The 25014-nt window shown below is 35.1% G+C and carries 19 protein-coding genes and 14 tRNA genes; 32 read left to right on the top strand and 1 reads right to left on the bottom strand.

All coding sequences use genetic code 11. The features are described from left to right. Positions 1-77: 77 nt before the first annotated feature. From FD26_RS04605 to FD26_RS04700, 20 genes are all read left to right on the top strand, one after another. Entirely contained in the window at positions 78-1436 is a 1359-nt protein-coding gene (locus FD26_RS04605; RefSeq protein ID WP_057867268.1) for an FAD-dependent oxidoreductase, read from the top strand. 514 nt (positions 1437-1950) lie between these two features. Continuing rightward, entirely contained in the window at positions 1951-4497 is a 2547-nt protein-coding gene (locus tag FD26_RS04610; protein WP_057867269.1) for a YfhO family protein, read from the top strand. Positions 4498-4608: 111 nt separating this feature from the next. Continuing rightward, positions 4609-6117 (top strand): glycerol kinase GlpK, encoded by a 1509-nt coding sequence (gene glpK / locus FD26_RS04615; protein ID WP_057867270.1) that lies wholly within the window; start codon positions 4609-4611, stop codon positions 6115-6117. 39 nt (positions 6118-6156) lie between these two features. Continuing rightward, positions 6157-7659: a glycerol kinase GlpK gene (gene glpK / locus FD26_RS04620; protein ID WP_057867271.1), complete on the top strand. Its 1503-nt coding sequence runs from the start codon at positions 6157-6159 to the stop codon at positions 7657-7659. 147 nt (positions 7660-7806) lie between these two features. Further along, positions 7807-9282 (top strand): peptide MFS transporter, encoded by a 1476-nt coding sequence (locus FD26_RS04625; protein ID WP_057867272.1) that lies wholly within the window; start codon positions 7807-7809, stop codon positions 9280-9282. A gap of 216 nt (positions 9283-9498) precedes the next feature. Then, positions 9499-9586, top strand: a tRNA-Ser gene (locus FD26_RS04630). 7 nt (positions 9587-9593) lie between these two features. Continuing rightward, positions 9594-9665: transfer RNA gene (locus tag FD26_RS04635), tRNA-Glu, on the top strand. 49 nt (positions 9666-9714) lie between these two features. Then, a tRNA-Ser gene (locus FD26_RS04640) sits at positions 9715-9804 on the top strand. A gap of 35 nt (positions 9805-9839) precedes the next feature. Further along, positions 9840-9913, top strand: a tRNA-Met gene (locus FD26_RS04645). A 23-nt stretch (positions 9914-9936) separates the two neighbouring features. Beyond that, positions 9937-10010, top strand: a tRNA-Asp gene (locus tag FD26_RS04650). Between the two features lie 6 nt (positions 10011-10016). Continuing rightward, positions 10017-10089: transfer RNA gene (locus FD26_RS04655), tRNA-Phe, on the top strand. A gap of 4 nt (positions 10090-10093) precedes the next feature. Then, positions 10094-10176 (top strand) — tRNA-Tyr (locus FD26_RS04660). Between the two features lie 4 nt (positions 10177-10180). Continuing rightward, positions 10181-10251 (top strand) — tRNA-Trp (locus tag FD26_RS04665). 18 nt (positions 10252-10269) lie between these two features. After that, positions 10270-10342, top strand: a tRNA-His gene (locus FD26_RS04670). 6 nt (positions 10343-10348) lie between these two features. Beyond that, positions 10349-10420 (top strand) — tRNA-Gln (locus FD26_RS04675). Positions 10421-10440: 20 nt separating this feature from the next. Next, positions 10441-10511: transfer RNA gene (locus FD26_RS04680), tRNA-Cys, on the top strand. Between the two features lie 34 nt (positions 10512-10545). Beyond that, positions 10546-10629, top strand: a tRNA-Leu gene (locus FD26_RS04685). A 122-nt stretch (positions 10630-10751) separates the two neighbouring features. Further along, a tRNA-Gln gene (locus FD26_RS04690) sits at positions 10752-10823 on the top strand. 128 nt (positions 10824-10951) lie between these two features. Further along, positions 10952-11653, top strand: coding sequence for a GntR family transcriptional regulator (locus tag FD26_RS04695; RefSeq protein ID WP_057867273.1), 702 nt, complete (start codon positions 10952-10954; stop codon positions 11651-11653). Between the two features lie 75 nt (positions 11654-11728). Continuing rightward, on the top strand, positions 11729-13123 hold the full coding sequence (locus FD26_RS04700; RefSeq protein ID WP_057867274.1) for an O-antigen ligase family protein: 1395 nt from the start codon (positions 11729-11731) through the stop codon (positions 13121-13123). Positions 13124-13206: 83 nt separating this feature from the next. Here the strand turns inward: FD26_RS04700 and FD26_RS04705 are convergent, their stop codons facing one another. Then, the gene (locus FD26_RS04705; RefSeq protein ID WP_057867275.1) at positions 13207-13941 is read right to left on the bottom strand and encodes a WecB/TagA/CpsF family glycosyltransferase; all 735 of its coding nucleotides are present in this window, start codon (positions 13939-13941) and stop codon (positions 13207-13209) included. A gap of 58 nt (positions 13942-13999) precedes the next feature. Between FD26_RS04705 and FD26_RS04710 the strand changes: the two genes are divergently transcribed. The 12 genes from FD26_RS04710 to FD26_RS04765 all read left to right on the top strand — a co-directional run bounded on the left by FD26_RS04710 (position 14000) and on the right by FD26_RS04765 (position 24771). Next, positions 14000-15076 carry a glycosyltransferase gene (locus tag FD26_RS04710; protein WP_057867276.1) on the top strand — a complete coding sequence of 359 codons (1077 nt, stop codon included), beginning with the start codon at positions 14000-14002 and terminating at the stop codon, positions 15074-15076. 43 nt (positions 15077-15119) lie between these two features. Then, complete coding sequence (locus tag FD26_RS04715) at positions 15120-16592, top strand: nicotinate phosphoribosyltransferase (protein ID WP_057867277.1); 1473 nt, start codon at positions 15120-15122, stop codon at positions 16590-16592. Position 16593: 1 nt separating this feature from the next. Continuing rightward, positions 16594-17412, top strand: a complete 819-nt coding sequence (nadE, locus tag FD26_RS04720) for an ammonia-dependent NAD(+) synthetase (protein ID WP_057867278.1) — start codon at positions 16594-16596, stop codon at positions 17410-17412. 110 nt (positions 17413-17522) lie between these two features. Next, the gene (locus FD26_RS04725; RefSeq protein WP_232230819.1) at positions 17523-18713 is read left to right on the top strand and encodes an aminotransferase class I/II-fold pyridoxal phosphate-dependent enzyme; all 1191 of its coding nucleotides are present in this window, start codon (positions 17523-17525) and stop codon (positions 18711-18713) included. Positions 18714-18722: 9 nt separating this feature from the next. Next, a complete protein-coding gene (locus FD26_RS04730; protein ID WP_057867279.1) occupies positions 18723-20177 on the top strand; it encodes a hypothetical protein in 1455 nt (484 codons plus the stop codon). After that, positions 20170-21150: a glycosyltransferase family 2 protein gene (locus FD26_RS04735; protein ID WP_057867280.1), complete on the top strand. Its 981-nt coding sequence runs from the start codon at positions 20170-20172 to the stop codon at positions 21148-21150. The genes FD26_RS04730 and FD26_RS04735 overlap by 8 nt, the downstream gene beginning before the upstream one ends. A gap of 5 nt (positions 21151-21155) precedes the next feature. After that, positions 21156-21590: a hypothetical protein gene (locus tag FD26_RS04740; RefSeq protein WP_057867281.1), complete on the top strand. Its 435-nt coding sequence runs from the start codon at positions 21156-21158 to the stop codon at positions 21588-21590. Then, positions 21590-22054 carry a SprT family protein gene (locus tag FD26_RS04745; protein ID WP_057867282.1) on the top strand — a complete coding sequence of 155 codons (465 nt, stop codon included), beginning with the start codon at positions 21590-21592 and terminating at the stop codon, positions 22052-22054. Before FD26_RS04740 ends, FD26_RS04745 begins: the two co-directional genes overlap by 1 nt. Positions 22055-22090: 36 nt before the next feature. Beyond that, positions 22091-22176, top strand: a tRNA-Leu gene (locus FD26_RS04750). Between the two features lie 191 nt (positions 22177-22367). Next, a complete protein-coding gene (locus FD26_RS04755; protein ID WP_057867283.1) occupies positions 22368-23231 on the top strand; it encodes a helix-turn-helix domain-containing protein in 864 nt (287 codons plus the stop codon). A 129-nt stretch (positions 23232-23360) separates the two neighbouring features. Then, positions 23361-23864: an SLAP domain-containing protein gene (locus tag FD26_RS04760; protein ID WP_057867284.1), complete on the top strand. Its 504-nt coding sequence runs from the start codon at positions 23361-23363 to the stop codon at positions 23862-23864. Positions 23865-24246: 382 nt separating this feature from the next. After that, positions 24247-24771 carry an SLAP domain-containing protein gene (locus FD26_RS04765; protein ID WP_057867285.1) on the top strand — a complete coding sequence of 175 codons (525 nt, stop codon included), beginning with the start codon at positions 24247-24249 and terminating at the stop codon, positions 24769-24771. Positions 24772-25014 lie beyond the last annotated feature (243 nt).

Consider the following 25014-nt stretch of genomic DNA (forward strand, 5'->3'; position numbering starts at 1 on the left):
TAAATACTCAATAAACACTTTTAATATGTTAAAAAGTTAACTATAACGATGGCAAATAAGAAAAGGTGGTATTTATTATGAAGGTAAGTATTGTCGGTTGTACTCATGCAGGAACATTTTCGGCCATGAATATATTGAAAGAACACCCAGATTGGGAAGTATCGGTTTTTGAGAGAAATGATAATCTTTCATTCTTATCATGTGGTATTGCACTATGGGTCAGTGATCGTGTTTCTGATCCTAATAAAATGTTTTATGCCAGTCCAGATGCTTTAACACAGATGGGCGCTCATATGTATATGCAGCATGATGTTACGGATATTGATTTTGATAATAAAAAGCTAATTGTCAAAAATCTTGTTAGTGGCGAAAACTTTGAGCAAGATTACGACAAATTAGTTATTACCACTGGATCAGCTCCTATTATTCCGAAGATACCTGGAATTGATTCAAGTCGTGTTATGTTATGCAAGAATTGGACTAATGCTAATGAATTGAAAGAAAATGCTAACAATATTAAGAGTGCAATCGTTATTGGTGCTGGATATATCGGTGCTGAATTAGCTGAAGGCTATGCAACATTGGGCAAAGAGACGACTCTAATTGATGCATTGCCTAATGTATTATCGAAGAACCTTGATCCTAATATGTCTGCTATTGCTGAAAAGGATTATAAGGATAACGGCGTTACATTGGGAATGAATGAGAAAGTTATCTCCTTTGAAGAAACCGATCACAGCGTCATTGTTAAAACTGATAAGAGTTCTTATGAAGCAGATATCGCCGTTATGTGTGTAGGATTCCGTCCTAATACAAATATGTTTGCTGATAAATTTAAGACTTTGCCAAATGGTGCATTGATTGTTGATAAGTATATGCATACTAGTATGAAAGATGTTTTCTCAGCTGGAGATGCAGCTTCCGTTCACTACAATCCAACTAATGATGATCAATACATTCCGCTAGCAACTAATTCCGTTCGCCAAGGTATCTTAGTAGGTAAGAATATTGAAAAAGATACGATGGCATATATGGGAACTCAAGCTAGTTCAGCTGTAGAATTATTTGGCAGAACTTATGCTGCTAGTGGTTTAACTAAAGTACATGCTGATGTTTTAAATAAGAGAGTTGCAGAAGTATCAATGGAAGACAATTATCGTCCTGAATTTATGCTTTCAACAACACCAGTATTAATGAATCTTGTTTGGGATCCCGAGACGAGAGTAGTTTTAGGCGGAGCTTTGACAAGTAAATATGATGTCTCACAATCAGCCAATTTGTTATCATTAGCTATTCAAAAGAACGTAACTATTGATGAATTATCGATGGTTGACTTCTTATTCCAACCAAACTTCGATAAACCAGTTAACTACGTTAGTGCATTAGCTGGAGCTGCAGTTGAAAAAGCTAATTCAATGAACGAAGTAACTGAATAGATTCAAGCTAATGTCATCGTTGGATGATATCTCATTTTAAATATTTAAATGCCAAAGGGGCTGATGACTTTTTATTTTGTAGTCATTAGCTCTTTTTCTATAGATCTGAATATAGGTATTGTCGCAATCTTCATAAATTATTCAATCTTTAATAGAATGAATTTCATAAAATCACGCTATTATGTATACATAGTCAAATATGGCTATACAAAAACGAGGTGAAGTTAATGAAAAAACATCCTATTCTCGTTCTAACGGGTGTATCTGTCTTAGCGACAGTTTGTACTAAGATGATTAGAAGTCATAACGAAAAGAAATTTTTGAACTAAACACTAAACAAAAATACAAAATACAAAAATACATGAATCAAAACCATTCAAAATAAAAATTCGAGGTAACTATATGAAAAATAATATGAAGTTAGGCTTGCGTAAGCAAGCCTTTTTTGATGGATTCTTTTTGCAATTGTTCAGATAATTTCATATGATTTGGATAGTAAGTAAGGAGCAATAATATGTCAAAACGTCACGTATTATATTACCTTGGAGCTTTTTTGATTAATTTAGCCATTATCTCTATTATTTTGGCTTATGCGGGATTAGTTCCGTTTGGAAGCAATAACTTTTTAAGTAGCGATTTGGGAACACAATATTTGGCTTTTTTAACAGAATTACGACGACAGTTGATTTCAGGAAATTTCCACCTTTATTTATTTAGTCAATCTTTGGGGGATAATTTTTTTCCAGTTATCAGTTATTATTTGCTATCGCCCTTTAATTTATTGTTAGTTTTTTTCAGTTCTAAAGGAATACCGGCAGCGGCTAATATCATTATTATGCTGAAGATTTCTACAATGGGTGTCACGATGGCATACTTTTTGAAAGAATATTTTCATAAAGTATCACCAATAAATTATTTGTTTACGGTGGCATACAGTTTTTGCGGTTTTGTAGCGTCTTATTTTTATGATCTTATGTGGTTAGATGCACTTATAATGTTGCCTCTAGTAGCGATAGGTATAATGCGTCTTGTCAGCAAACAAAAATATGTACTTTATTATTTTGCTATCTTATTATCAATAATTTTTAATTATTACTTAGGTTATATGCTTTGTATTTTTTCACTCTGTTTTTTTATATATATTGGCATGGAACAGCAGCTTTTTTACAAAAAAAATAGATGGCAAATTATTCGAAATTATTTGATCACTTCTATTCTGGCAGGAATGAGCTCAGCTGTAGTTTTGGTACCAACATTAATTGGTATGCTTAAAACAGCTAAGTCTTCATTCAATGTTTTGAATTATTTGCCATCTGCCCGTTTTGGGCTTGAAGCGCTAACTGAATTAGGAATAGGTGGCAATACGTTTGAGCAAAGGTTGGAACATGGTCCGTCTGTTTTTATGACTTCCACAGTTTTAATTTTGCTATTAGCTTATTTTGTCAGTTCTCGAGTGACTAATAACGATAAAAGAAATTCCTTATTTCTTTTGGGAATTCTTTTAGTGGGAATGTTTGTAACAACTTTTAATACAGTTTGGCATATGTTTCAAAATCCAGCTGGATTTCCATTTAGGAATAGTTTTATTTTTACATTCGTATGTATTTTCATTGCTTATAAGGCCTTTTCATTTGGTGTTTTTAAAGATTCTGAAACAATTGTGAAGAGTACTTGCATAGCGGGGATTTTGGTATGCATTGGTTATTCGACCGAATGGTTGTGGCCTAAGCTTATTGAGAAGCTAGGTTTTGCTAATCCTAACAATCAGTATGATGGCAGCTATTTTTGGCTGAGTATCAGCTGCATTATTATTTCAGGAATTTTATTGTTGCTTTTTAATAAGAACAAATATTTTTTACTTTTGACAATGCTAATGATGACTTTTGAAGTAATTGCTAACTTTAATTCAGTTATGAGTACGGCTGATCTGGGGAATCAATTAGTGTATCGAGAAGCCTTTGCTAAGGAAGATGAGATTCTCGATAAAGCTAAAAATCAAAGTCATCTGGGACATCGAATTATTGTTTCGAAATCTGGATTAAATAAAGCTTTTCCTGAAAAATATAATAATTATAATGATCCAATTTTGTTTAATATTAATGGAGTAAGTCTTTACAGTTCAACTTTGAATCAAAATACTTTAGAGATGATGCATAATTTAGGTTACTTTAGTCTAAATGTGCGACGTATCAGTTATTTTGGAGGGACCAACCTCACTAATGCGTTATTAGGAGTGTATTATCGAATCAGGCAGGAAGATAATCGTTATTACGTAGAAGAAAATTACAATGCGCCAACTTTAGGTTTTTTGGTTAATAAGAATGTTTATAATTTTCAGATGTATTCCAAACGAGCTTTGTCTAATCAAGATCGATTATGGCAGGCTTTAAATGGCAATAGCACAGAATATTTGAAGAATGCTACTTTAAATAGTATGCAACAATCTAATGTAGGGAATGAGACACTTTACGATTATCAATTGACAACGCGAGCCAGTGGACCGTTATACTTTTATGTATCGCCGATGAATTATGTTAAATCTAAGATATTTGTTAATGGAAAACGGGTAAAGACTTCATCTATGGATGTTTATAGTGCGGCGACTTTAAGATTGGGGCATTTTAAGGCCAATCAAAAAATTCAAGTAAAAATTTTGACAGATAAATCTTTAGATGTGGATCCAGAGTATTTTCAGTCCTTGGATCAACCTAAATTTTTGCGGACGCTCTATAATTTCCGGGCACATTCGTTGTTGATTACTTCCGATTTAAATCATGATACAGTTCGAGGAACGATCGATGTCCAAAAGGCTTCGCCAATGTTATTCAGTATTCCTTATGATAACGGCTGGAGTGCTTCTGTTGATGGTAAAAAAGTTAAAATTCATAAAGTTGTCAGTAATTTAATGGCAATTAATATGAAAAAAGGTCAACATAAAGTGGTTCTAAACTATCAAGTACCAGGATTGAAATTTGGATGGATCATATCAATCGTTTCACTATTTTTGTTCATTAGCTTTAATTTTATCGTTAAATCGAAATTTAAATCTAAAATTAACTAAATTATGTCAATTACAGCAAAATAACTGAAAATAATGTTAAATAATTTGCAAAATCAACTAAATGTTATAATATTTTGGTATGAACCGTCTACATTCAAATGAGGTGAAATAATGTCAAGTGAATATATAATGTCCATTGATGAAGGTACAACTAGTACTCGTGCCATAATTTTTGATCAGCAAGGTACTAAAATTGCCGATGCACAGCGGGAATTTACTCAACATTTTCCAGAACCAGGTTGGGTCGAACATGATGCCAATGAAATTTGGAATGCCGTTCAGTCAACAATTGCAAACGTCTTTATTGAATCTGGAATAAAGCCTAAGCAAATTAAGGGAATTGGAATTACTAACCAGCGTGAAACAACTGTAATTTGGGACAAGAAGACTGGTTTGCCAATTTATAATGCAATTGTTTGGCAAAGCCGTCAGACTTCAGAAATAGCTAATAGCCTAGAACAAGCGGGTTATGGCAAGATGATTCATGAAAAGACTGGTTTATTGATTGATCCATATTTTTCAGCCACTAAGATACGTTGGATTTTGGATCATGTTGATGGTGCTCAACAAAGAGCTGAAAAAGGTGAATTACTCTTTGGAACAATTGATACTTGGATATTATGGAAATTGTCAGGCGGAGCAGCCCATGTGACAGATTATTCAAATGCGAGTCGTACCATGTTGTTCAATATCCACGATCTAAAGTGGGATGATGACATTTTAAAGGCCTTAAATATTCCTAAGGCAATGTTGCCAGAAGTTCATCCTAATTCAGAAGTCTATGCTAAAACAAAGGACTATCATTTTTATGGGTCAGAGGTTCCTATTGCCGGTATGATTGGTGATCAACAGGCAGCAATGTTCGGACAAATGGCATTTGATCCTGGTATGGTAAAAAACACATATGGAACTGGTGCTTTCATCGTTATGAACACTGGCGAAACGCCTCAGTTATCAGATAATAATTTATTAACTACTATTGGTTATGGTATTAATGGTAAAGTTTATTATGCTTTGGAAGGTAGTATCTTCGTTGCTGGTTCAGCTATTCAGTGGCTACGTGATGCAATGCATTTAGTGGATTCAGCTCCTGAGTCTGAAGAGGCTGCCTTTTCATCAGATGATGATAATGAAGTTTATGTAGTTCCAGCTTTTACTGGATTAGGTGCACCATACTGGGATGCTGACGCTCGTGGTGCGGTCTTTGGATTGACACGAGGAACGACGAAAGATGATTTTATTAAGGCTACGTTACAGTCTTTGGCCTATCAGTCTCGAGATGTGTTGGAGACAATGAAAAAAGATACTGGAATCGATATTCCAACACTGAAGGTTGATGGTGGTGCAGCAAATAATCGTTATCTAATGCAATTTCAAGCTGATATCCTACAGACACCAGTTCAAAGAGCTAAGGATTTAGAGACTACTGCCTTAGGAGCTGTATTTTTAGCTGGACTAGCAGTAGGTTATTGGGATAGTCTAGAGGATATTAAAAAGCAATATGCAACTGGAGCCACTTTTGAACCAGAAATGGATGTCAAACGGGCTGATTATTTGTACGAAGGCTGGAAAGAAGCCGTCAGTGCAACTAGAATGTTTAAGCATAAGGCAATAAAATAGAAGGCGATTTTCGCCTTTTTTCGTGTTTAGGAGTTAAAGATGGAGAAAGAATATATTTTAGCAATTGATGAGGGGACAACTACAGCTCGGGCAATTATTTTTGACCATCAAGGAAAAAAAGTTGCCGTAGCCAGACATCCGATTCAACAGATCTTACCTAATCCAGGATGGGTCGAACATGAACCAAATGAAATCTGGAATGCGGTTCAGACAACGATTGCTACTGCTTTGATAGATTCAGGTATCAAACCCAATCAAATCAAAGCAATTGGGATTGCTAGTCAACGAGAAACAACTGTAGTTTGGGATAAGAAGACAGGTTTACCAATTTACAATGCAATCGTATGGCAAAGTCGCCAAACCTCAAGATTAGCAAATGATCTGATCAAACAAGGCTATAAGGATGAAATTCATAAAAAAACAGGTTTAATTATTAGTCCTTATTTTTCAGCTACTAAAATACGTTGGATCTTAAATCACGTTGCTGGAGCTCAGGAACGTGCTGAAAAGGGTGAATTGCTCTTTGGAACGATTAACACTTGGTTGCTTTGGAAATTGACTGATGGCGAAAGTTTCATGACTGACTATGCCAATGCCAGTCGTACCATGCTTTACAATATAAATTCTTTAGAGTGGGATGAAGATCTTCTCGAATTATTTAATATCCCTAGAGCTATGCTGCCAGAAGTTAAATCAAATTCTGAAGTTTTTGGCGTTACTAAGAATTATCAATTTTATGGATCAGAAATTCCTATTTCAGGGATGACTGGCTCGCAGCAGGCATCGTTGTTTGGCCAAATGGCTTTTGAACCTGGAATGGTCAAGAATACCTATGGTACAGGTGCTTTTGCAGTTATGAATACTGGCGATAAACCGGCTTTGTCTGATAATAATTTGCTAACAACTATAGCTTATGGAATTAATGGCGAAATTAAGTATGCCTTAGAAGGCAGTGTGTTTGTTGCCGGGGCAGCTTTGCAATGGCTTAGAGATGACATGCGTTTAATAGGAAATACTCCGGAAACTTCCAAATTAGCTAAAGAGTCTACTAATCAGGATGAGATTTATGTAGTACCAGCTTTTGCTGGATTGGGGGCACCTTATTGGGATAATCAAGCTCACGGAACTATGTTTGGCATTACCCGTGGGACTACTGACAAAGATTTGATCAAGGCTACTCTCCAAGCTATCGCTTATCAAACAAAAGATATTATTGAGACCATGAGTTCTGATGCTAAAATGCCAATTGAGGTTTTAAAAGTCGATGGTGCTGCCTCAGCTAATGATTACTTAATGCAATTTCAAACTGATATTTTAGGAATTTCTTTGCAGAGATCTTCTGAATTGGAGACAACTTCATTAGGAGTAGCCTTTATGGCTGGCTTGGGAATTGGTTTTTGGAAAGATTTGGATGATATTAAGAAAAATTACAAAATTGGAAAAATGTATGAACCCGAGATGAAAGATTCTGTAAGAGAAGATTTATACAGCGGTTGGAAAGATGCTGTCAAAGCAACTATGGCCTTTAAGCATAATAGTTGAAATAATAAGAGTCTATCTTAAAAGACTCTTATTTTTATTTGTTGATATAAAAGGCTTTAACATGTTTTTATTAAAAATGTTTTGACATAAAGATAGTGAAAGTTTAATATTAATACATTCGTTGTGTAATGTGAGGAGAATTTTTTAATGGACGAGAAAAAAGATCGAGGTTTCTTCGGACAACCGACAGGCTTACGTACGTTATTCCTGACTGAATTCTGGGAAAGATTCAGTTACTATGGTATGCGTGCCATTTTGTTATTCTACATGTATTATGCTGTAACCAAGGGCGGTCTAGGAATGGACCGTACTACGGCTGCATCAATTATGTCTATCTATGGTTCACTTGTTTACATGTCAAGTGTTCTTGGTGGATTCATCAGTGATAGACTTTTGGGAGCCAGAAGAACAGTCTTCTGGGGTGGTGTCTTGATCATGTTTGGTCACATCGTCTTATCACTTCCAATTGGTCAAACAGGACTATTTATATCTATTGGACTTATTGTTATTGGTACTGGATTATTGAAGCCAAACGTATCCGAAATGGTTGGTGGATTATATACTGAAGGGGATCCAAGACGTGATTCTGGATTCAGTATTTATGTTATGGGTATCAACTTAGGTTCACTTTTTGCTCCACCAGCTGTAAATGCTATGACAAATCATTTTAATTTCCATGCAGGTTTCTCATTGGCTGCTATTGGTATGTTTATTGGTTTGATTGTTTATTGGATAGATGGAAAGAAGTATCTTCCTGAAGAAAGTTTGCATGCTCCAGATCCAATTACAGATAAAGAACGTAGCAATTTCTTTAAACGTTTGATAATTTCCGTTATTGCAATTATAGTCATCGTAATTGTTATGATCTTTACTCATGCCTTTACGATTAGTAATGTTATTACTATTATCAGTATTCTAGGTATTGCTTTGCCAATTGGCTATTTCATTATGATGATTTCAAGTAAGAAGGTTACTAAGGTTGAACGTTCACGTGTTTTAGCCTATATTCCATTGTTCTTAGCCGCTGTTGTTTTCTGGGCTATTGAAGAACAAGGTTCAGTTGTTTTGGCATTATTTGCTGCTGAACAAACAAACTTGAACTTCATGGGTTGGCATTTATCAGCTCCATTGTTCCAAATGCTTAATCCATTCTTTATCATTATCTATACGCCATTCTTTGCTATTCTTTGGACAAAATTGGGTAAAAGACAACCATCATCACCATCTAAGTTCTGGATGGGATTAGTTGCCACAGCTATCTCTTACTTTGTTTTGATTATTCCTTTGATGGGACTAAGCAGTGATGGTAAAGTTAATCCGCTTTGGCTAGTTCTAAGTTGGGGTATCATTGAAATTGGTGAAATGTTAATTTCTCCAGTTGGTTTGTCAGCTACAACTAAGTTGGCTCCAAAGGCTTTCAAGGGTCAAATGATGAGTATGTGGTTCCTAGCTGATTCAGCTGGACAGGCTGCCAATGCTCAAATTGTTAAGTTATTCCAACCTGGTAATCCTCAAAACGAAATGATGTTCTTTGGCGTTACAGGTATCGTTACACTTGTTGTAGCAGTAATATTGGTTATGTTTGTACCAAAAATCAAGAAATTGATGCAAGGTGTAAATTAATATTTAAATTGAATATAGCGGGAATAGTTCCCGAATATTAAAAGCTAGTGCAGTGCCATCTTAGATGGTTACTGGACTAGCTTTTTTATTTAAAAATAATTTTTTCAAAAAAACTCTTGAAATGATTTCGGATTTTCGGTAATATTATTAAGTCGAATGAGACATGTGTTAAACACATGGAGGGGTAGCGAAGTCTGGCTAAACGCGNCTATATCTGGAGAAGTACTCAAGTGGCTGAAGAGGCGCCCCTGCTAAGGGTGTAGGTCGCGTAAGCGGCGCGAGGGTTCAAATCCCTCCTTCTCCGTTAATATGACCCGTTGGTCAAGTGGTTAAGACACCGCCCTTTCACGGCGGTAACATGAGTTCAAATCTCGTACGGGTCATTGATGCTTTTGGCATCATGAATTAAATAGCATTACCGCATTAAGCAATGGAGGATTACCCAAGTCCGGCTTAAGGGAACGGTCTTGAAAACCGTCAGGTCGCGAAAGCGGCGCGTGGGTTCGAATCCCACATCCTCCTTAGTGGGTATAACATATAGTTTACTTTTTTATTATCGCGGGATGGAGCAGTCTGGTAGCTCGTCGGGCTCATAACCCGAAGGTCGTAGGTCCAAATCCTACTCCCGCAATTTGTTTTAAAAAGAATTAATTTGGTTCCTTGGTCTAGTTGGTTAGGACGCCTGCCTGTCACGCAGGAGATCGCGGGTTCGATTCCCGCAGGGACCGTTAAATGGCTCGGTAGCTCAGTTGGTAGAGCAATGCATTGAAGCTGCATGTGTCGGCGGTTCGATTCCGTCCCGCGCCATTTTGGAGGGGTAGCGAAGTCTGGCTAAACGCGGCGGACTGTAAATCCGCTCCTTCGGGTTCGGTGGTTCGAATCCACTCCCCTCCATATTAGGGATATAGTTTAAAGGTAGAACTACGGTCTCCAAAACCGTCGGTGTGGGTTCAATTCCTACTATCCCTGTTTCTACCTTTTATCATGGCGGTATTGGTGAAGTGGTTAACACACCGGTTTGTGGCACCGGCACACGTGGGTTCGACTCCCACATACCGCCCTTTATTGGGTTATAGCCAAGCGGTAAGGCAATGGACTTTGACTCCATCATGCGCTGGTTCGAATCCAGCTAACCCAATTGCTGTAATAAATGAATATGGCGGTATAGCCAAGTGGTAAGGCAGAGGTCTGCAAAACCTTCATCACCGGTTCAAATCCGGTTACCGCCTTTGGTTATGCTCAAGTAATCAGGCATTTAATTATGCCGGTGTGGCGGAATTGGCAGACGCGCAGGATTCAAAATCCTGTTCCCACTAGGGAGTATCGGTTCGACCCCGATCACCGGTATTATAGGTTTTTAAACCAGATAACACTTAGACTTAATTGTTGGTAGTTCAACAATTAAGTCTTTTTTGTTTTCAAAAGAGCATTTTATTTTGGCTGTTCGTCAAATCAAGTTGATGGNTAATTGGGTTATAGCCAAGCGGTAAGGCAACGGGTTTTGATCCCGTGATGCGATGGTTCGAATCCATCTAACCCAATAAATTTAAAAGGCAAAATTCATTATTGAATTTTGCCTTTTTATTTTCTAAAGTTTTAGACAATTATTAATTTTTGTTCGAAATACTGTATAATTAATGGAAGTAACGCTGTAAAGGGAGTGCCAGATATGAAGGTACCAGTTTATATACAAATACATAATGAGATAAGAAAAGAAATTGAATCGGGGAAGTGGGCTGTCGGTGAAAGAATTCCTTCAGAAAGACAGCTCTCACAAGATTTTGACGTCAGCCGCATGACTTTACGCCAAGCTATTCAAACACTTGTTGATGAAGGTATTTTACAACGCCAGGTGGGATCGGGAACGTATGTTGCTAGCAGCAAGGTTCAAGAGAAAATGTCTGGAACAACTAGTTTTACGGAGATTACGGAAAGCCAAGGGAAAAAGCCTTCTAGTAAAACTGTTTCCTACCATGTGGCTGATCCTTCTATTAGTGAATTAGAGAAATTAAAATTAAAAGATGGCGATCAAGTTTTACGAATGGAAAGAATTCGTTATGCTGACCAACAGCCAATTTGTTTTGAAGTTGCAACTATTCCGATTGAAATTGTCAGCAGTCTTAATAAAAAAGACATTACGTCTTCGCTTTATAAAGCTTTGGAAGATAAGGCTGGATTAAAATTAGGTGATGCTATGCAAACAGTTTCAGCAATCTTGGCTTCGGAAAAAATTGCCAATTATTTAAACGTAAAACGTGGTTCGGCGGTATTACGCGTGCGTCAAATCACGACACTTGATGATAATCGTCCTTTCGAATATGTAAGGTCACAATATGCCGGAGATCGTTTTGAATTTTATTTAGAGCGATAATCGATTTATTTAAGATTCGTTTTAGGGTAAGATAATACCTGATGTTGTTTTTAAATTTTTAACTGGGAGTCACTTATGCAAAGCTTTATTAAGAAGTACAGTATCTTTTTGATGTTGTACATTATATTTCAACCAGTATTAGATGCCGTTACTGGAGTGATGGCTCAAGCTCGTATTGATGTCACATTCGGGGTTCTAATCCGGATGGCCGTTATGGCGGTCACCATATTTTATATATTAGTTTTTTTAATATTAAATCGAGATAATAAACATGGGTTTAGAGTTATTGGCTACTTTATACTGCTGGGTTTAGTTTCAGTAATAGGCTTGGTCATTAACTATAAAACTAAGGAATTATTCATTCCTTCACTAGAAATCACAATTTTGGCTAAAAGTCTGTACTATCCAATAATGCTGTTAGGCTACTTTTACGCTTTCGAGGAATTGGCAGAAGATAGAATTATTAATCGCTTTTTCCCTAAAGTAATCTTTGTTGCTATCAACATTATTAGTATTATCATGATTGTTGCGCACTTTACTAATACTAGCTTTAGTTCTTATGCTTACTACAAACTAGGCGAGAGTGGCTGGTTCTATGCTGCTAATGAATTAAGTGCTATTGTTTCAATTGCTTTTCCAATTATGATCTGGTATGCGCTCAAGAAAATTAGTACTTGGTCGAGAATTTATTACTGGATTTCAATTGTATTGGCTATATATTCAGCACTGTTGATTGGTACTAAGGGATCATTGCTAGCAGTTCTATTTGGAACTTGTATGGCTATCTTGGCTTCAATCGTTCAATTGTTTAGAAACAAGGGTAACCGTAAATTCACAGCTGGTATTATCGCCTTATTAGTGGTAACGCTTGGGGGAGTATTCGCTGCTTATCCAGCAATGGCAGTTTCTAGAACAGCTGAATTGCATAATGACATGATCAAGTACAAGAAGAAACAAGCTAAAACCAAAAAGGGTATTACTAAAGATCAAAAGAAGTATGTAGAAACAAACAAAACCGTTTCTTATCTTCTAAGTGGTCGAACAGTTTACTTTGAAAATGCGGCTCATAATTTTGCGAAAGCTACGCCTGCTCAAAAAATCTTTGGAATGGGTTATGCAACTAGCTTTAAGAGTGAGAAGCGTGCTAAATTGGTTGAGATGGATTATATAGATATCTTCTTCCAGTTTGGATTTATTGGAACGATTGTTTACTTAGCACCATTGATATACTGTTTGATCTATCTATTAGGACTATTCCTAATGAAGTTCAAATATATGTGGTCAACTAAGTGGGCTATGTTAGTTTCAAGCGTGGCTTTGGGATTTGGAATGGCTTTGATGACAGGACATGTAATTGAAGCCCCATCAGTAAGCATTTATTTTGTAGCTGTTTTAGGCTATGCAATGTTAAATGCTCACATCTTCTTACGAACAAATGAAGATCCTTTTACTATTGATGTAGAAGATTAATTTTGATAAATTCAAAAAGGCCTAATGATTAAGGTATATCTTAGTCATTAGGCCTTTTTTGTAGATTTTTAGCAGTTGAAAAATTAATCTTTAGTATTAGACTTTTTAGCTTTGCTAATTAGATTCATGTATTTAGGGATGGCAAGCATTCTCCCAATTCTAGTAGGTTCTTTAACTAAACGATAGAACCATTCGAGATTTAATTTTTGAACGATTTGAGGAGCTCGTTTTTTAGTTCCAGAAAAAACATCAAAACTACCTCCAACACCGACCCAGATAGCATCTGCTTGATCACGATATTTATTGATGAATAATTCTTGTTTAGGTGAACCTAGAGCAACTAGGACAATGTTAGGCTTTTTGTCAGCAATCTCCTCGACGATTTTGCTTTCATCTTTGAAATAGCCATCATGATAACCAACTAAATCAATTTGAGGGTAATCTTTTTTTATTTTGTCAGCGCTGGCTTGAATTACTTCTGGCTTTGCACCTAATAAAAAGACCTTAGCTTGTTTACGATTAGCTGCTGTAATTAAGTATTGTAAAGTGTCAAAACCAGTTATTCTTTCATGAAGAGGGGTACCTAAACTTTTGGCACCTTTAATAATTCCAATACCATCAGGAATTACATAATCAGCGTTATTAATAATTTTTGAAAAATTGTTGTCTTTTCTGGCAGAAAGAACAATTTCAGGATTAGGTGTTACGATGAATTTATTAGCTTTAAGATCTAAATCGTCATCTAAATATTGATGGAATTGTTTTGCAGTGAAATTATCAAACTCTGTACCTAAAATATTTACTCTATTTTTGTGCATGGCGTTCTCCTTTAATGTATTATTATACACGAGAAAGATTAATTTGAGAGGTGTCTTAATGAGGGTTTTACATATTAATGCCGGCAATGAAGACGGCGGAGCTCGTACATATATCGTTAATCTGATGAAGGGTCAAAAGTTAACTGGCGAAGAGAGTACTTTGCTGACTTTTCAAGAGGGTCCGGTTTCAAAAATGGCTCGACAAAATGGATTGAGTGTAGCGGTTATGGAACAGAAACAACGTTTTGATCTATCGATTCTGAAACCATTAATTAAATATATTAATAATAATAAATTTGATATAGTACATACTCATGGACCAAGAGCTAATTATATCGTTTCCTTAATAAGAAAGAAGATTAATGCTAAATGGGTCATAACGGTCCATTCTGACCCTCGTATTGACTTTTCTGGTCTTAAAGGTAAAGTCATGCTCAAACTAAATCTTCACGCTCTAAAGCAAGCTGATTCACTTTTCTATATGAATCCTGATCTGGAAGATTACTTTGAATCGTTGAAAATAGATCCTGCTAAAACCTATGAAGTTTTTAATGCTATTGACTTTTCAGGAATTAATCCACGTTTTAATCATCAATCTACTTTTAGTTTACTGGAAGTAGCACGTTTAGTTGAAGTAAAAAATCATCGTTTGTTACTGGAAGCTTTAAGTAAAGTTAAATTTAATTTCCGTTTAACTTTAGTTGGTGATGGTCCTTTGATGGATGAATTGCGTGATTTAGTTAAGAAACTCAATCTTAAAGATAAAGTTGAATTTGTTGGCTTTAGAGAAAATACTGGCGATTATTACCAGGAATGCGACGTGTCTATTTTGACCTCCAAGTCTGAAAGTTTGCCTACTGTTTACTTAGAATCAGCCGCATATGGCAAACCAGTTATTGCCACTAATGTTGGTGCAACCTCGAAAGTTATCAATGACGAAACTGGTTGGTTAGTTGAATCAGATAATGAAAAGGAATTGATAGCGGCATTGAATGATGCACATATGTTATGGAAAGATGATAACCTTGATCAAAAAGGTTTAGCCTTGTATCAAGAAGTTCGCGATAATTATTCGATTGAAGAGTTGGCACGGAAGGTCAGTGATGGATACGAAGCGACTTTGCAAACCAATTAGGGTAGAATAAGTCTGTTAATATCAAATAAATAAGGGAGCAATAATGACTCAATTTCAAAATGAAGATCTAACTTTGCATACAGATTATTATGAATTGAATATGATGTATACATACTGGAAGAAAGGTTTACATAACCGTCGGGCGGTTTTTGAAGTTTATTTCAGAAAATTGCCATTCGATAATGGATTTGCCGTTTTTGCAGGTTTGGAACATGTTGTCGATTATTTGAAGAATTTAAAATTTTCAGATTCAGATATTGATTATTTACGTGAATATGGTGAATTTGATGAAGAGTTTTTACGCTGGTTAAAAGATATGCAATTCAGCTGTACAGTTCGTTCAGCTTTGGAGGGTGATTTGGTTTTTAATGAAGAACCCATTCTTCAAGTTGAAGGACCATTAGCACAATGCCAATTGATTGAAACAGCTATTTTGAATATGGTTAACTTTCAAACACTTATTGCTACTAAAGCTGCTCGTATTAAAACAGTTTGTGGCGATGATCCAGTTATGGAGTTCGGTTCACGTCGAGCTCAAGAAATAGACGCTGCTATTTGGGGAACTAGAGCAGCTTATATTGCTGGGTTCAATGCGACAAGTAATGTCTTAGCTGGTAAATTATTTGGTATTCCTATTTCCGGGACCCACGCCCATGCGCTAGTACAGACTTATCGTAATGAATATGAAGCCTTCAAAGCTTATGCTACAACGCATAAGAATTGCGTCTTTTTGGTTGATACTTACGATACCTTAAAGAGCGGCGTACCTAGTGCTATTAAAGTTGCACGAGAAATGGGCGATAAGATCAATTTTGAGGGTGTCAGAATTGATTCCGGTGATATGGCTTATATTTCTAAACGAGTTAGAAAGCAATTGGATGAAGCTGGATTCCCTAATGCTAAAATTTATGCTTCCAATGATCTTGACGAAAAAACCGTTTTGAATTTAAAGATGCAGGATGCCAAAATTGATGTCTGGGGTATCGGTACTAAGGTCATCACAGCCTTTGATCAACCTGCCTTAGGTGCGGTTTATAAGTTGGTAAGCATTGAGGATTCCAAAGGTAATATGATGGATACTTTGAAACTTTCTAGCAATGCTGCTAAGATTTCTACTCCTGGTAAGAAACAAGTCTGGAGAATTACTAATAACGATAAGAATGATAAGTCGGAAGGCGATTATGTAACCTTCTGGAATGAAGATCCAAGAGAACATAGTTCGTTGTATATGTTCCATCCACAATATACTTACATCAATAAAACTGTGGAAAATTTTCAAGCTAAACCATTGCTACATGATATTTTCAAAGATGGCAAATTAGTCTATGATTTACCTAACGTTAAGGAAATTAGAAAATATTGTGCTGATAATTTGGATTCGCTCTGGGATGAGTACAAACGTATTCTAAATCCTCAAGTTTATCCAGTCGATTTGTCTTCAAAATTGTACAGTCATAAGATGAAGTACATTGAAAAAATCAGAAACGATGTAAACAATATTAAATTAGGTGACTAAAATGAGACCATTGCAAAAAAAAATTATTGAATTTGAACATTCCAAACCTGAAATTGATCCTGAAACAGAAATACGCCGTTCAGTTGATTTTCTAAAAAACTATTTGAAACAACACGATTTTTTAAAAACTCTTGTGTTGGGTATTTCTGGCGGTCAAGATTCAACATTAGCCGGTAAGTTGTCAGAGATGGCTATGACAGAATTACGTGAAGAGACTGGCAATAAGGATTATCAATTTATTGCAGTACGTTTGCCTTATGGTGAACAAGCTGATGAGTCAGATGCAATGCAAGCCATTGACTGGATGCAAGCTGATAAAGTTGTGCGTGTAAACATCAAGGATAGTGTTGATGCAATGGTCAAAGCGGTTGAGGATAATGACTTAGTCATTTCGGACTTTAACAAAGGTAATATCAAAGCTCGGACTAGAATGATTGCTCAATATGCTATTGCGGGCGATAACAAGGGTGTAGTAGTAGGAACTGATCATGCAGCTGAGAATATTACCGGCTTTTATACAAAGTATGGCGATGGTGCAGCTGATGTAACGCCGTTATTCCGTTTGGATAAACGTCAGGGCAAGGCCATGTTAGCTAAGCTAGAAGCCCCTAAGAATCTTTATGAAAAAGTACCAACGGCTGATTTGGAGGAAGATCGTCCAAGTCTTCCTGATGAGTTGGCTTTAGGCGTTTCTTACAAAGATATTGATGACTATCTTGAAGGCAAAGAAATTGATCCTGCCAATGCAGAGATTATTGAAAATTGGTATAAAAAGACAGCACATAAGCGCCGTTCGCCTTATACTGTGTTTGATGTCTAGTTGTCATAACAAAATTCATATTTGGACATTCATATTTTCGAATGTCTTTTTTTTTACCAAATATCCTATGTTAGAATTAGGGTGTAATCTTCAAAAAGAGGTGTTTAACAGTGAAAAGTGATTTAGTCTCCCTTATGAAACCATCTGTTGTTGCAATTAAGCAACAAGATATTTTTAAATTTAACGCTCGAGCTAAGAGTATCCCAGGAGCTGTTAATATGACCGTTGGTGAACCTAACTTCAATACTCCTGATCATATCAAGCAGGCTGCCATTAGTGCCATTGAGAACAATAAAACGCACTATACAGTACCTGAAGGTGATCATGAGCTCTTGAAGGCTGTAGCCAAGTATCTCCATGATAAGTATGATTTAAATTATGATCCGGAGACACAGATTGTTGCTACTACCGGTGTTACGGAAGGTGTTTTTTCAGCATTTAATGCTATTTTGCAAAATGGCGATGAAGTATTGATCCCTTCGCCATCATTTACGATTTATGGTCCCGATGCTAACTTTAACGGTGCGTCGCCAGTTTACCTAGATACTTCCAAAACAGGTTTTAAGATAGTTCCAGAGGTTTTATCTGAAGTATTGCGCACTAATCCAAGAATTAAGATTTTATTACTTAATTATCCCAGCAATCCTACGGGAGTAAGTTATACTGGGGACGAATTAGAAGCCTTAGCAGCAATTCTGAAGGAACATAATATTTTTGTTATTAGTGATGAAATATACAGTGAATTAACTTATAATTTTGAACACGTTTCTTTTGGTAATATTTTGCCAGAACAAACAATTTTATTGAACGGATTGTCTAAATCTCACGCCATGACGGGATGGCGTTTTGGTGTAGTTTGTGGTCCGGCGGAAGTTATTTCACAAATTAATAAAATTCATGAATTAGCTACAACGTCAATCACATCAATTACCCAATATGCAGCTTTGGAAGCCTATACTAATGGTTATGATGATCCAATCGCTATGAAGGAACAATATCAAGCTAGACGAGATGTATTGTACAAGGGATTGAGTAAGCTTGGATTTGAATGTCCTGATCCCGATGGGGCTTTCTATCTATTCTTAAAGATTCCTGATGAATATGAACAAGATGATGTCAAATTTGCTAATGAATTATTGAAAGAAGAACATTTGGCTATTTTACCAGGTAGTTTCTTTGGAATTGGTGGGGAAGGACATTTGAGAATTAGCTATGCTGCTAGCATGGATAGTATTGAAAAATGTCTTTCAAAACTAGGAAATTTTTTAAAGAATCATCAAAAAGTTACAAGTCAAATATAGAGGATAAAAATGCTAAGTAGATTTCAAAGCATTATCAGCAAGACAGTTTTAATTTGTTTGGCGATTTTTACAACTGTTGTGCTGGTTCAAATGGGACAGTTTTACACAGTTAATTATTTAAAAGTAGAACCAGTACTAGCCATACTGGTTTTTCTTTGTGCAATTATTTTTATTAGTGGAATTGGATTTTTTCTGTATCGGATAAAAGACACTGATTCTAATTTAAATCGCTTGGTCTTAATTAGTTTATTATTGGTTTTTGCGATTGGAGCAATTATTTGGTTACAAATGGTCCCTCAGGATCAAGTGAGTGACTTTAAGGCCCTTTGGAAAACAGCTCCTAAGGCTTTAGATGGCAAGGCTATTTTTAATTATGATAATGATTATTTTGCTAAATGGGCCTACCAAACGGGCTTTTTAGTCTACGTTATGACGGTAGTTAAAATATTTGGTCATCATGTTATTGCTTTGCAATTGTTGAATGTTGTATATCAGGTCGTAATTCTATTATTAGTTTATAAATTATCGTTACAAATATTCAAACAGGTTAAGTTAGCTCGTCTAGCTGTATTCATACTGATGATTGATTTGGATTGGCTGGCACTGAATAGCCAGGCTGATAATCAATATTTAGGTATGATGCTGTTTTTACTGACATTCTACTTAATTATGAAAAACAAGTACTGGTCTTATATACTAGCTGGTTTAACTTTAGGAATTGGAAGTATTGTTAGACCAATTGGACCAGTAATAATTGCTGGAATTATCGTTTACGGAATTTTGTATTTAATGATTGAAGACAATCATTTTAATCTCTCGGGAATTCTTAAAGTTTTGATGACCTTAGTTATCTATCAAATGGTTTTTTCTGGTGCTAGCTTGGCAATAAAAAATTCAGGCTTGAATTCATATGGATTAACTAATCGTGATTCAGAATGGAAATTCGTAGTTGGCTTAGATGCTAATTCAAATGGTTCATACGATCAAAGAATGGTTGATCGCTTTGATTTAAAAAGCAGTCGTGGCAAGATGAGTATCAAAGAACATCAAATTATCCATGAAAATATTAATAACTTAAATGCTACTAAGGGCTGGTTAAAGCTCTTTTGGAATAAAAATGCAACGTTATGGTCAGGAAGATCGATGGCTATTGATTTCACAGGATTAGAGACAAAACATTCTTTGAGAACTAGTAATTTTATTAAACTCGTAGGGTATATGGGGACAGTTAGTTTGATAATTCTCTCATGGATTGGTTCATTGAAATTATTTAAAATGAAATGGAATAATAAGCTGTTTTTAATTGTTTTACCATTAATGGCCTATGCAGTTGTGCAGCTGCTGATTGAAGTTCAGGGACGTTATCGTTTGGAGTTTTTACCGGTGATTGCAATCTTAGCTGGATTAGGCTTATATAGTATTTGTGAATGGACTAGTTTGAAGTGGGGGAAATCAAATGTCTGATTTATTTAAATTAAGTATCGTAGTGCCTTGTTATAACGAAGAAGAAGTATTACATGAAACTACGAAAGAATTAACAGCTATTGTTCAAGAATTGATTTCTAAAAATAAAATAACAGCTACAAGTAAAATTGTTTTTGTTGATGATGGTAGTAAAGATAAGACTTGGCCATTGATCGACGAATTTTCTAAAAAATATGAGGTCGTTTCAGGGGTTAAACTTAGTCGTAACTTTGGTCATCAAGGAGCGTTATTAGCAGGTGTTACCAGTGCTTCAAAAGATTCAGACGCCGTTATAACGATAGATGCTGATTTGCAAGATGACGTTAATGCTATTCCTAAAATGGTTGATGAATATTTAAAGGGAGCAGAGGTGGTTTATGGGGTTAGAAATAATCGCGATACCGATACAGCCTTTAAGAGAAATACCGCCGAACTTTTTTATAAATTCATGGGCTTTTTAGGTGTGCATTTGGTTCCTGATTCCGCTGACTATCGTTTGATGAGTCAAAGAGCATGTAAGGTATTGTTAAGTTACCGTGAAAGAAATTTATTCTTACGTGGAATTGTCCCTATGATTGGGTTCAAAACAGCTAAAGTTTATTATGCTCGGAAGGAAAGATTTGCCGGAGAGTCAAAGTATCCTTTAAGGAAAATGATTAAATTTGCGGTCGATGGAATAACCTCATTTTCGATCGTTCCAATTAAATTGATTATGGGATTAGGATTTTTCATTGTTTTCGTTAGTTTGTTGCTATTAATATATAGTTTTGTTCAAAAAATTAATGGAAATGTCGTCAATGGCTGGTCGTCATTAATGATATCTATTTGGGCACTTGGTGGTGTACAATTAATAAGTATTAGTGTAATCGGTGAATACGTTGGAAAGATTTTCAGCGAAGTGAAACAGCGCCCAAGATTTACTATTGAAAAAGATATTTATACAGAAAAAACCGAAGAAGAAAATAAGAGGTAATTAACATGAATGCCGCACAAAAAAGAGCTATGCAATATGGTCAATTAATCAATAATACAGTTCAATCAATTCAAGAAGAACAGGATAAATTAAATCCAGAATTTGAAAAACTTCGTGATGCGCTTGATCGTAGTAAAGTTGATAAGATGGACGATGTTGAATATACAAAGATCCAAAAAGATTTTCAAACTGGAACTAAAAATTATCAAGAAACTTTGGCTAAACTTGAAAAAGGCAAGGCTCCAGCTAGATTGATGGGAACACATATTTCTTTAGTTTCAGCTTTTAAGAATTATGTGGCTGGATGTGCTGATATGACAGCAAGTATAGGCGATGATAAAAACGTTGATCGTCATCAATTTGATGAAGCTGAAAAGAAGCAAGATGAATACATGGACAAGTTTTCTAAATTAATTCAAAAGTTGACTAATCTAGCTTAATGTCAGATCAAGAATTAACGGAATTAATTCAAAAGGTTTCCCAAGAATATTTTGGGAAACCTTTTATTCATCGAGCAATGTTTAATTCACGACTTAGAACTACTGGTGGTAGATTTCATTTGAATGATCGACATATAGATATAAATCCTAGGATTTATCAGGAATTTGGAAATCAGGCTCTGATTGGTGTAATTAAACATGAATTGTGTCACTATCATCTTTATAACGATGGTTTACCAGCTCAGCACAAAGATCGAAGTTTTAAAGTTTTGCTGAAGCAAGTTGGTGGATTACGTTATTCCCCAATTCAAAGTACTGTTAAGAGTAAAACTTATCATGTTTATGAATGCTCTAAATGTCATACAATTTATCGACGTGTAAAAAAAATAAATCTTCGTAAATATGTTTGTGGCAAGTGTCACAGCAAATTAAAGTATTTAAAAGATATAAAAATTTCAGCTTGAAAATTTAATTATTTATGTGTATAGTAATAAGTGCATGCGGGTATGGCGGAATTGGCAGACGCGCAAGACTAAGGATCTTGTGGAGGGTTTCCTCCGTGGAAGTTCGAATCTTCTTACCCGCATCACTAAAGTAGTTGGACATTTGTTCAGCTGCTTTTTTTTATCTCTAGTTGAAAATATTAGTGATATCTCACAATATTTTTTGTGCATTTGCAAATAATTTGGAAAATTTTTTTTAGCTTTTTGTCAATTATTAATAATAAAGGTATATATATTTCTATGAGGTGGTATAGTATTATTGATAAATATCATAATGATAGATGGGAGTGTGTTGCCATTGTTTCTTGGATCTATTATTTATAATAAAAGACGGGAAATGAACTTAACTCAAATTGAGTTAGCTAACGATATTTGTACTCAGAATACGATTAGTAAGATTGAAAAGCACAATATAGCACCAACCGTGAACATTTTAATAAAAATTTGTTTGAAATTGGATTTGACATTGAATGATGTCTTCAGTGATTTCTCAAGTAAATCATCTGCCAGTGAAGATAGCATCTTGGACACTATTGAAAGTAATGTTCTTTTAAATAGAACTGAAGATGTTAAAGAAAAATTATCGTTATTGGATGGTAAATTAACTAATAACGATATGGAACAGTATGAATTAATTAACGGTGTGATGGATTATTGGAAAGGTAACTTTGATGCCTCATTGTTTACCTTAGATAAAGTATTGCAACTGACTAAATCAGCTAAAGATGATGTCTATACTTTATTATCATATTTGTTTAAGGGTCTGAACTATTTAGGCCAAGGTCACAGAGACCGAGCTCAATACTATTTTCAGATGATTGATAATATTATTGATGAGAATGTAAAGATCTCCAATGCCAATGATCTTGAAGTCCTCTTTATTTGTAAGACTCTTGCAGAAGCATTCAATGAAATGAAGATGTATGGGAGATCATATGATTTTAGTAAATGGGGCTTGGAGTACGCTCAATCGAAACATGTGTCATATTTCTTAGATGATCTAAATTATATTGCAGCAGTTTCATTGCAAGGTGATACTGATAAAAAGCAAGCTTATAAGGATCATAAAAATTTAGCTTTTTATTTGGCCAAGGCTAATAATAACGAGCCTTTATTGAAAAAAATTAATAAAAAATAAATTTTGAATCGTCAGATTATTAGCCTGACGATTTTTTTTATAAAAAAATAAGTATGCTTCCACTTTGCTCTTTTATGTTTAAACAGATTATCATCTAATTAGTCTAAGGAGACTAAGGAAGTATAAAAAATGAGAAGAAAAGTTATGGTAGTTGTTTTTGTAATACTACTAGGCATTGGATTTTCATTTTTACCTAGCCAAAGTGTCAAAGCAGAGTCAGTTTCAAGTGGACACTTTGTTGATGTTAGTTCTCGGTCAGCTGAATTATATGATTCTTCAGGAAGTTCATTAGATAAGACGGAACCTAAGAACAGTGATTGGTATCTAGGCAAAACGATTACTATTAAGGGGATAGATTATTACCAGATTGGTACAAATGATTATTTGAGTTCAAAGGATAGCTATGTTTATCGCAATAGACCAGAGGTTATTAGAGTATCGACTGATGGTGATGTATCTGTTTATGATCATAATTTTGTTGAAAGCAGTAAAGTAGCTTTAGCACCAGGAACTTATTGGTATTCAGATCGAGTAATAACAACGGCAGGGGGAATGCCCTTTGTTCGAGTTGCCACAGATGAGTATGTAGGTATGTGGGATGTTATTCAACAATCATTTACATCAAGATTTTAAAAATTACTTTAAAAAATAAAAAAACAGGAATGAATCCATTAATTGGACTCATTCCTGTTTTTTATATATGCATGATATGTTCGTCTACAGAAGTAGATAGTATCAACGGTTATACCGCTTCCCATAAATTGAGATAATATTAATATAAAATATTTAATAAAAAAATATCCAATGTTTAACATATTTAAGTTGAAAAATGTTCAGAATCCTTGTACTATAAAAATGCTTATAAAATATGCCGAACTTATATAAGCGATTTGTGTGAATGCCAATTGTTTTATTTTTTATATAAAAATCAATCTTTTTTTGTACACTATTTTTATGCAAAAAAATAGTGTACACAGGGGGAAATCTAATATTACGTATAGTGAGGTCTGAAAAAATGAAAAAATCAATCTTATTTCTAGTTTGTGCACTATTAGGTACAGGAAGCACTTTCACCACTGCTGCAAGTAGTATTACTGATGTAAATGCTCAGTCAGTTTCAAGTGGTAACTTTGCTCAAGTGGATGTCGATCAAGCTCAAGTTTACGATCAAAATGGTAGTAAAGTTGATGTTGCTCTTCAAAATAACAGTACTTGGAAGGTTGCTAAAACACAAAGTATCAATGGAACTAACTATTATCAAGTTGCACCTAACCAGTTCTTAAGCTCAAAAGATAGTTTCTCATATAAAAACCGTCGCATGACTATTAAAGTACAGTCACTCGACGGCGCAGACAAAAATGTTAATGTTTATGATCATAATTTAGTACAAAGAACAGACGTATCTATAGCACCTAATAGCCAATGGGCCACAGATACTGTAATAAATACGTCTAATGGTATGCCTTTTTTAAGAATTGCTCCAGATGAGTACGTTGCCATGTACGATGTTGTTGAACAATCTTTCAAAGCTACTATTTAATTAATTTAATTTATTGTGTGTGAATTATCTATTTTCAAGATATTCATGGTATGCCGACCGTGAATATCTTTTTGTTTTTTATATAACTATCAATCTTTATGTACACTGCCATATGTACTAAAAGTTATCTAATATATATTGAGGTCATTCCTTAATACAATTCGTAGTTTACTATCATTTATGCAACAATGTGATTCAGTTTTTGTAAAAAGCTTTTTCCTAAAGTGGAATAAATAAAGATGA

The organism is Companilactobacillus crustorum JCM 15951 (genome assembly GCF_001434585.1).
GTDB classification, from domain to species: domain Bacteria; phylum Bacillota; class Bacilli; order Lactobacillales; family Lactobacillaceae; genus Companilactobacillus; species Companilactobacillus crustorum.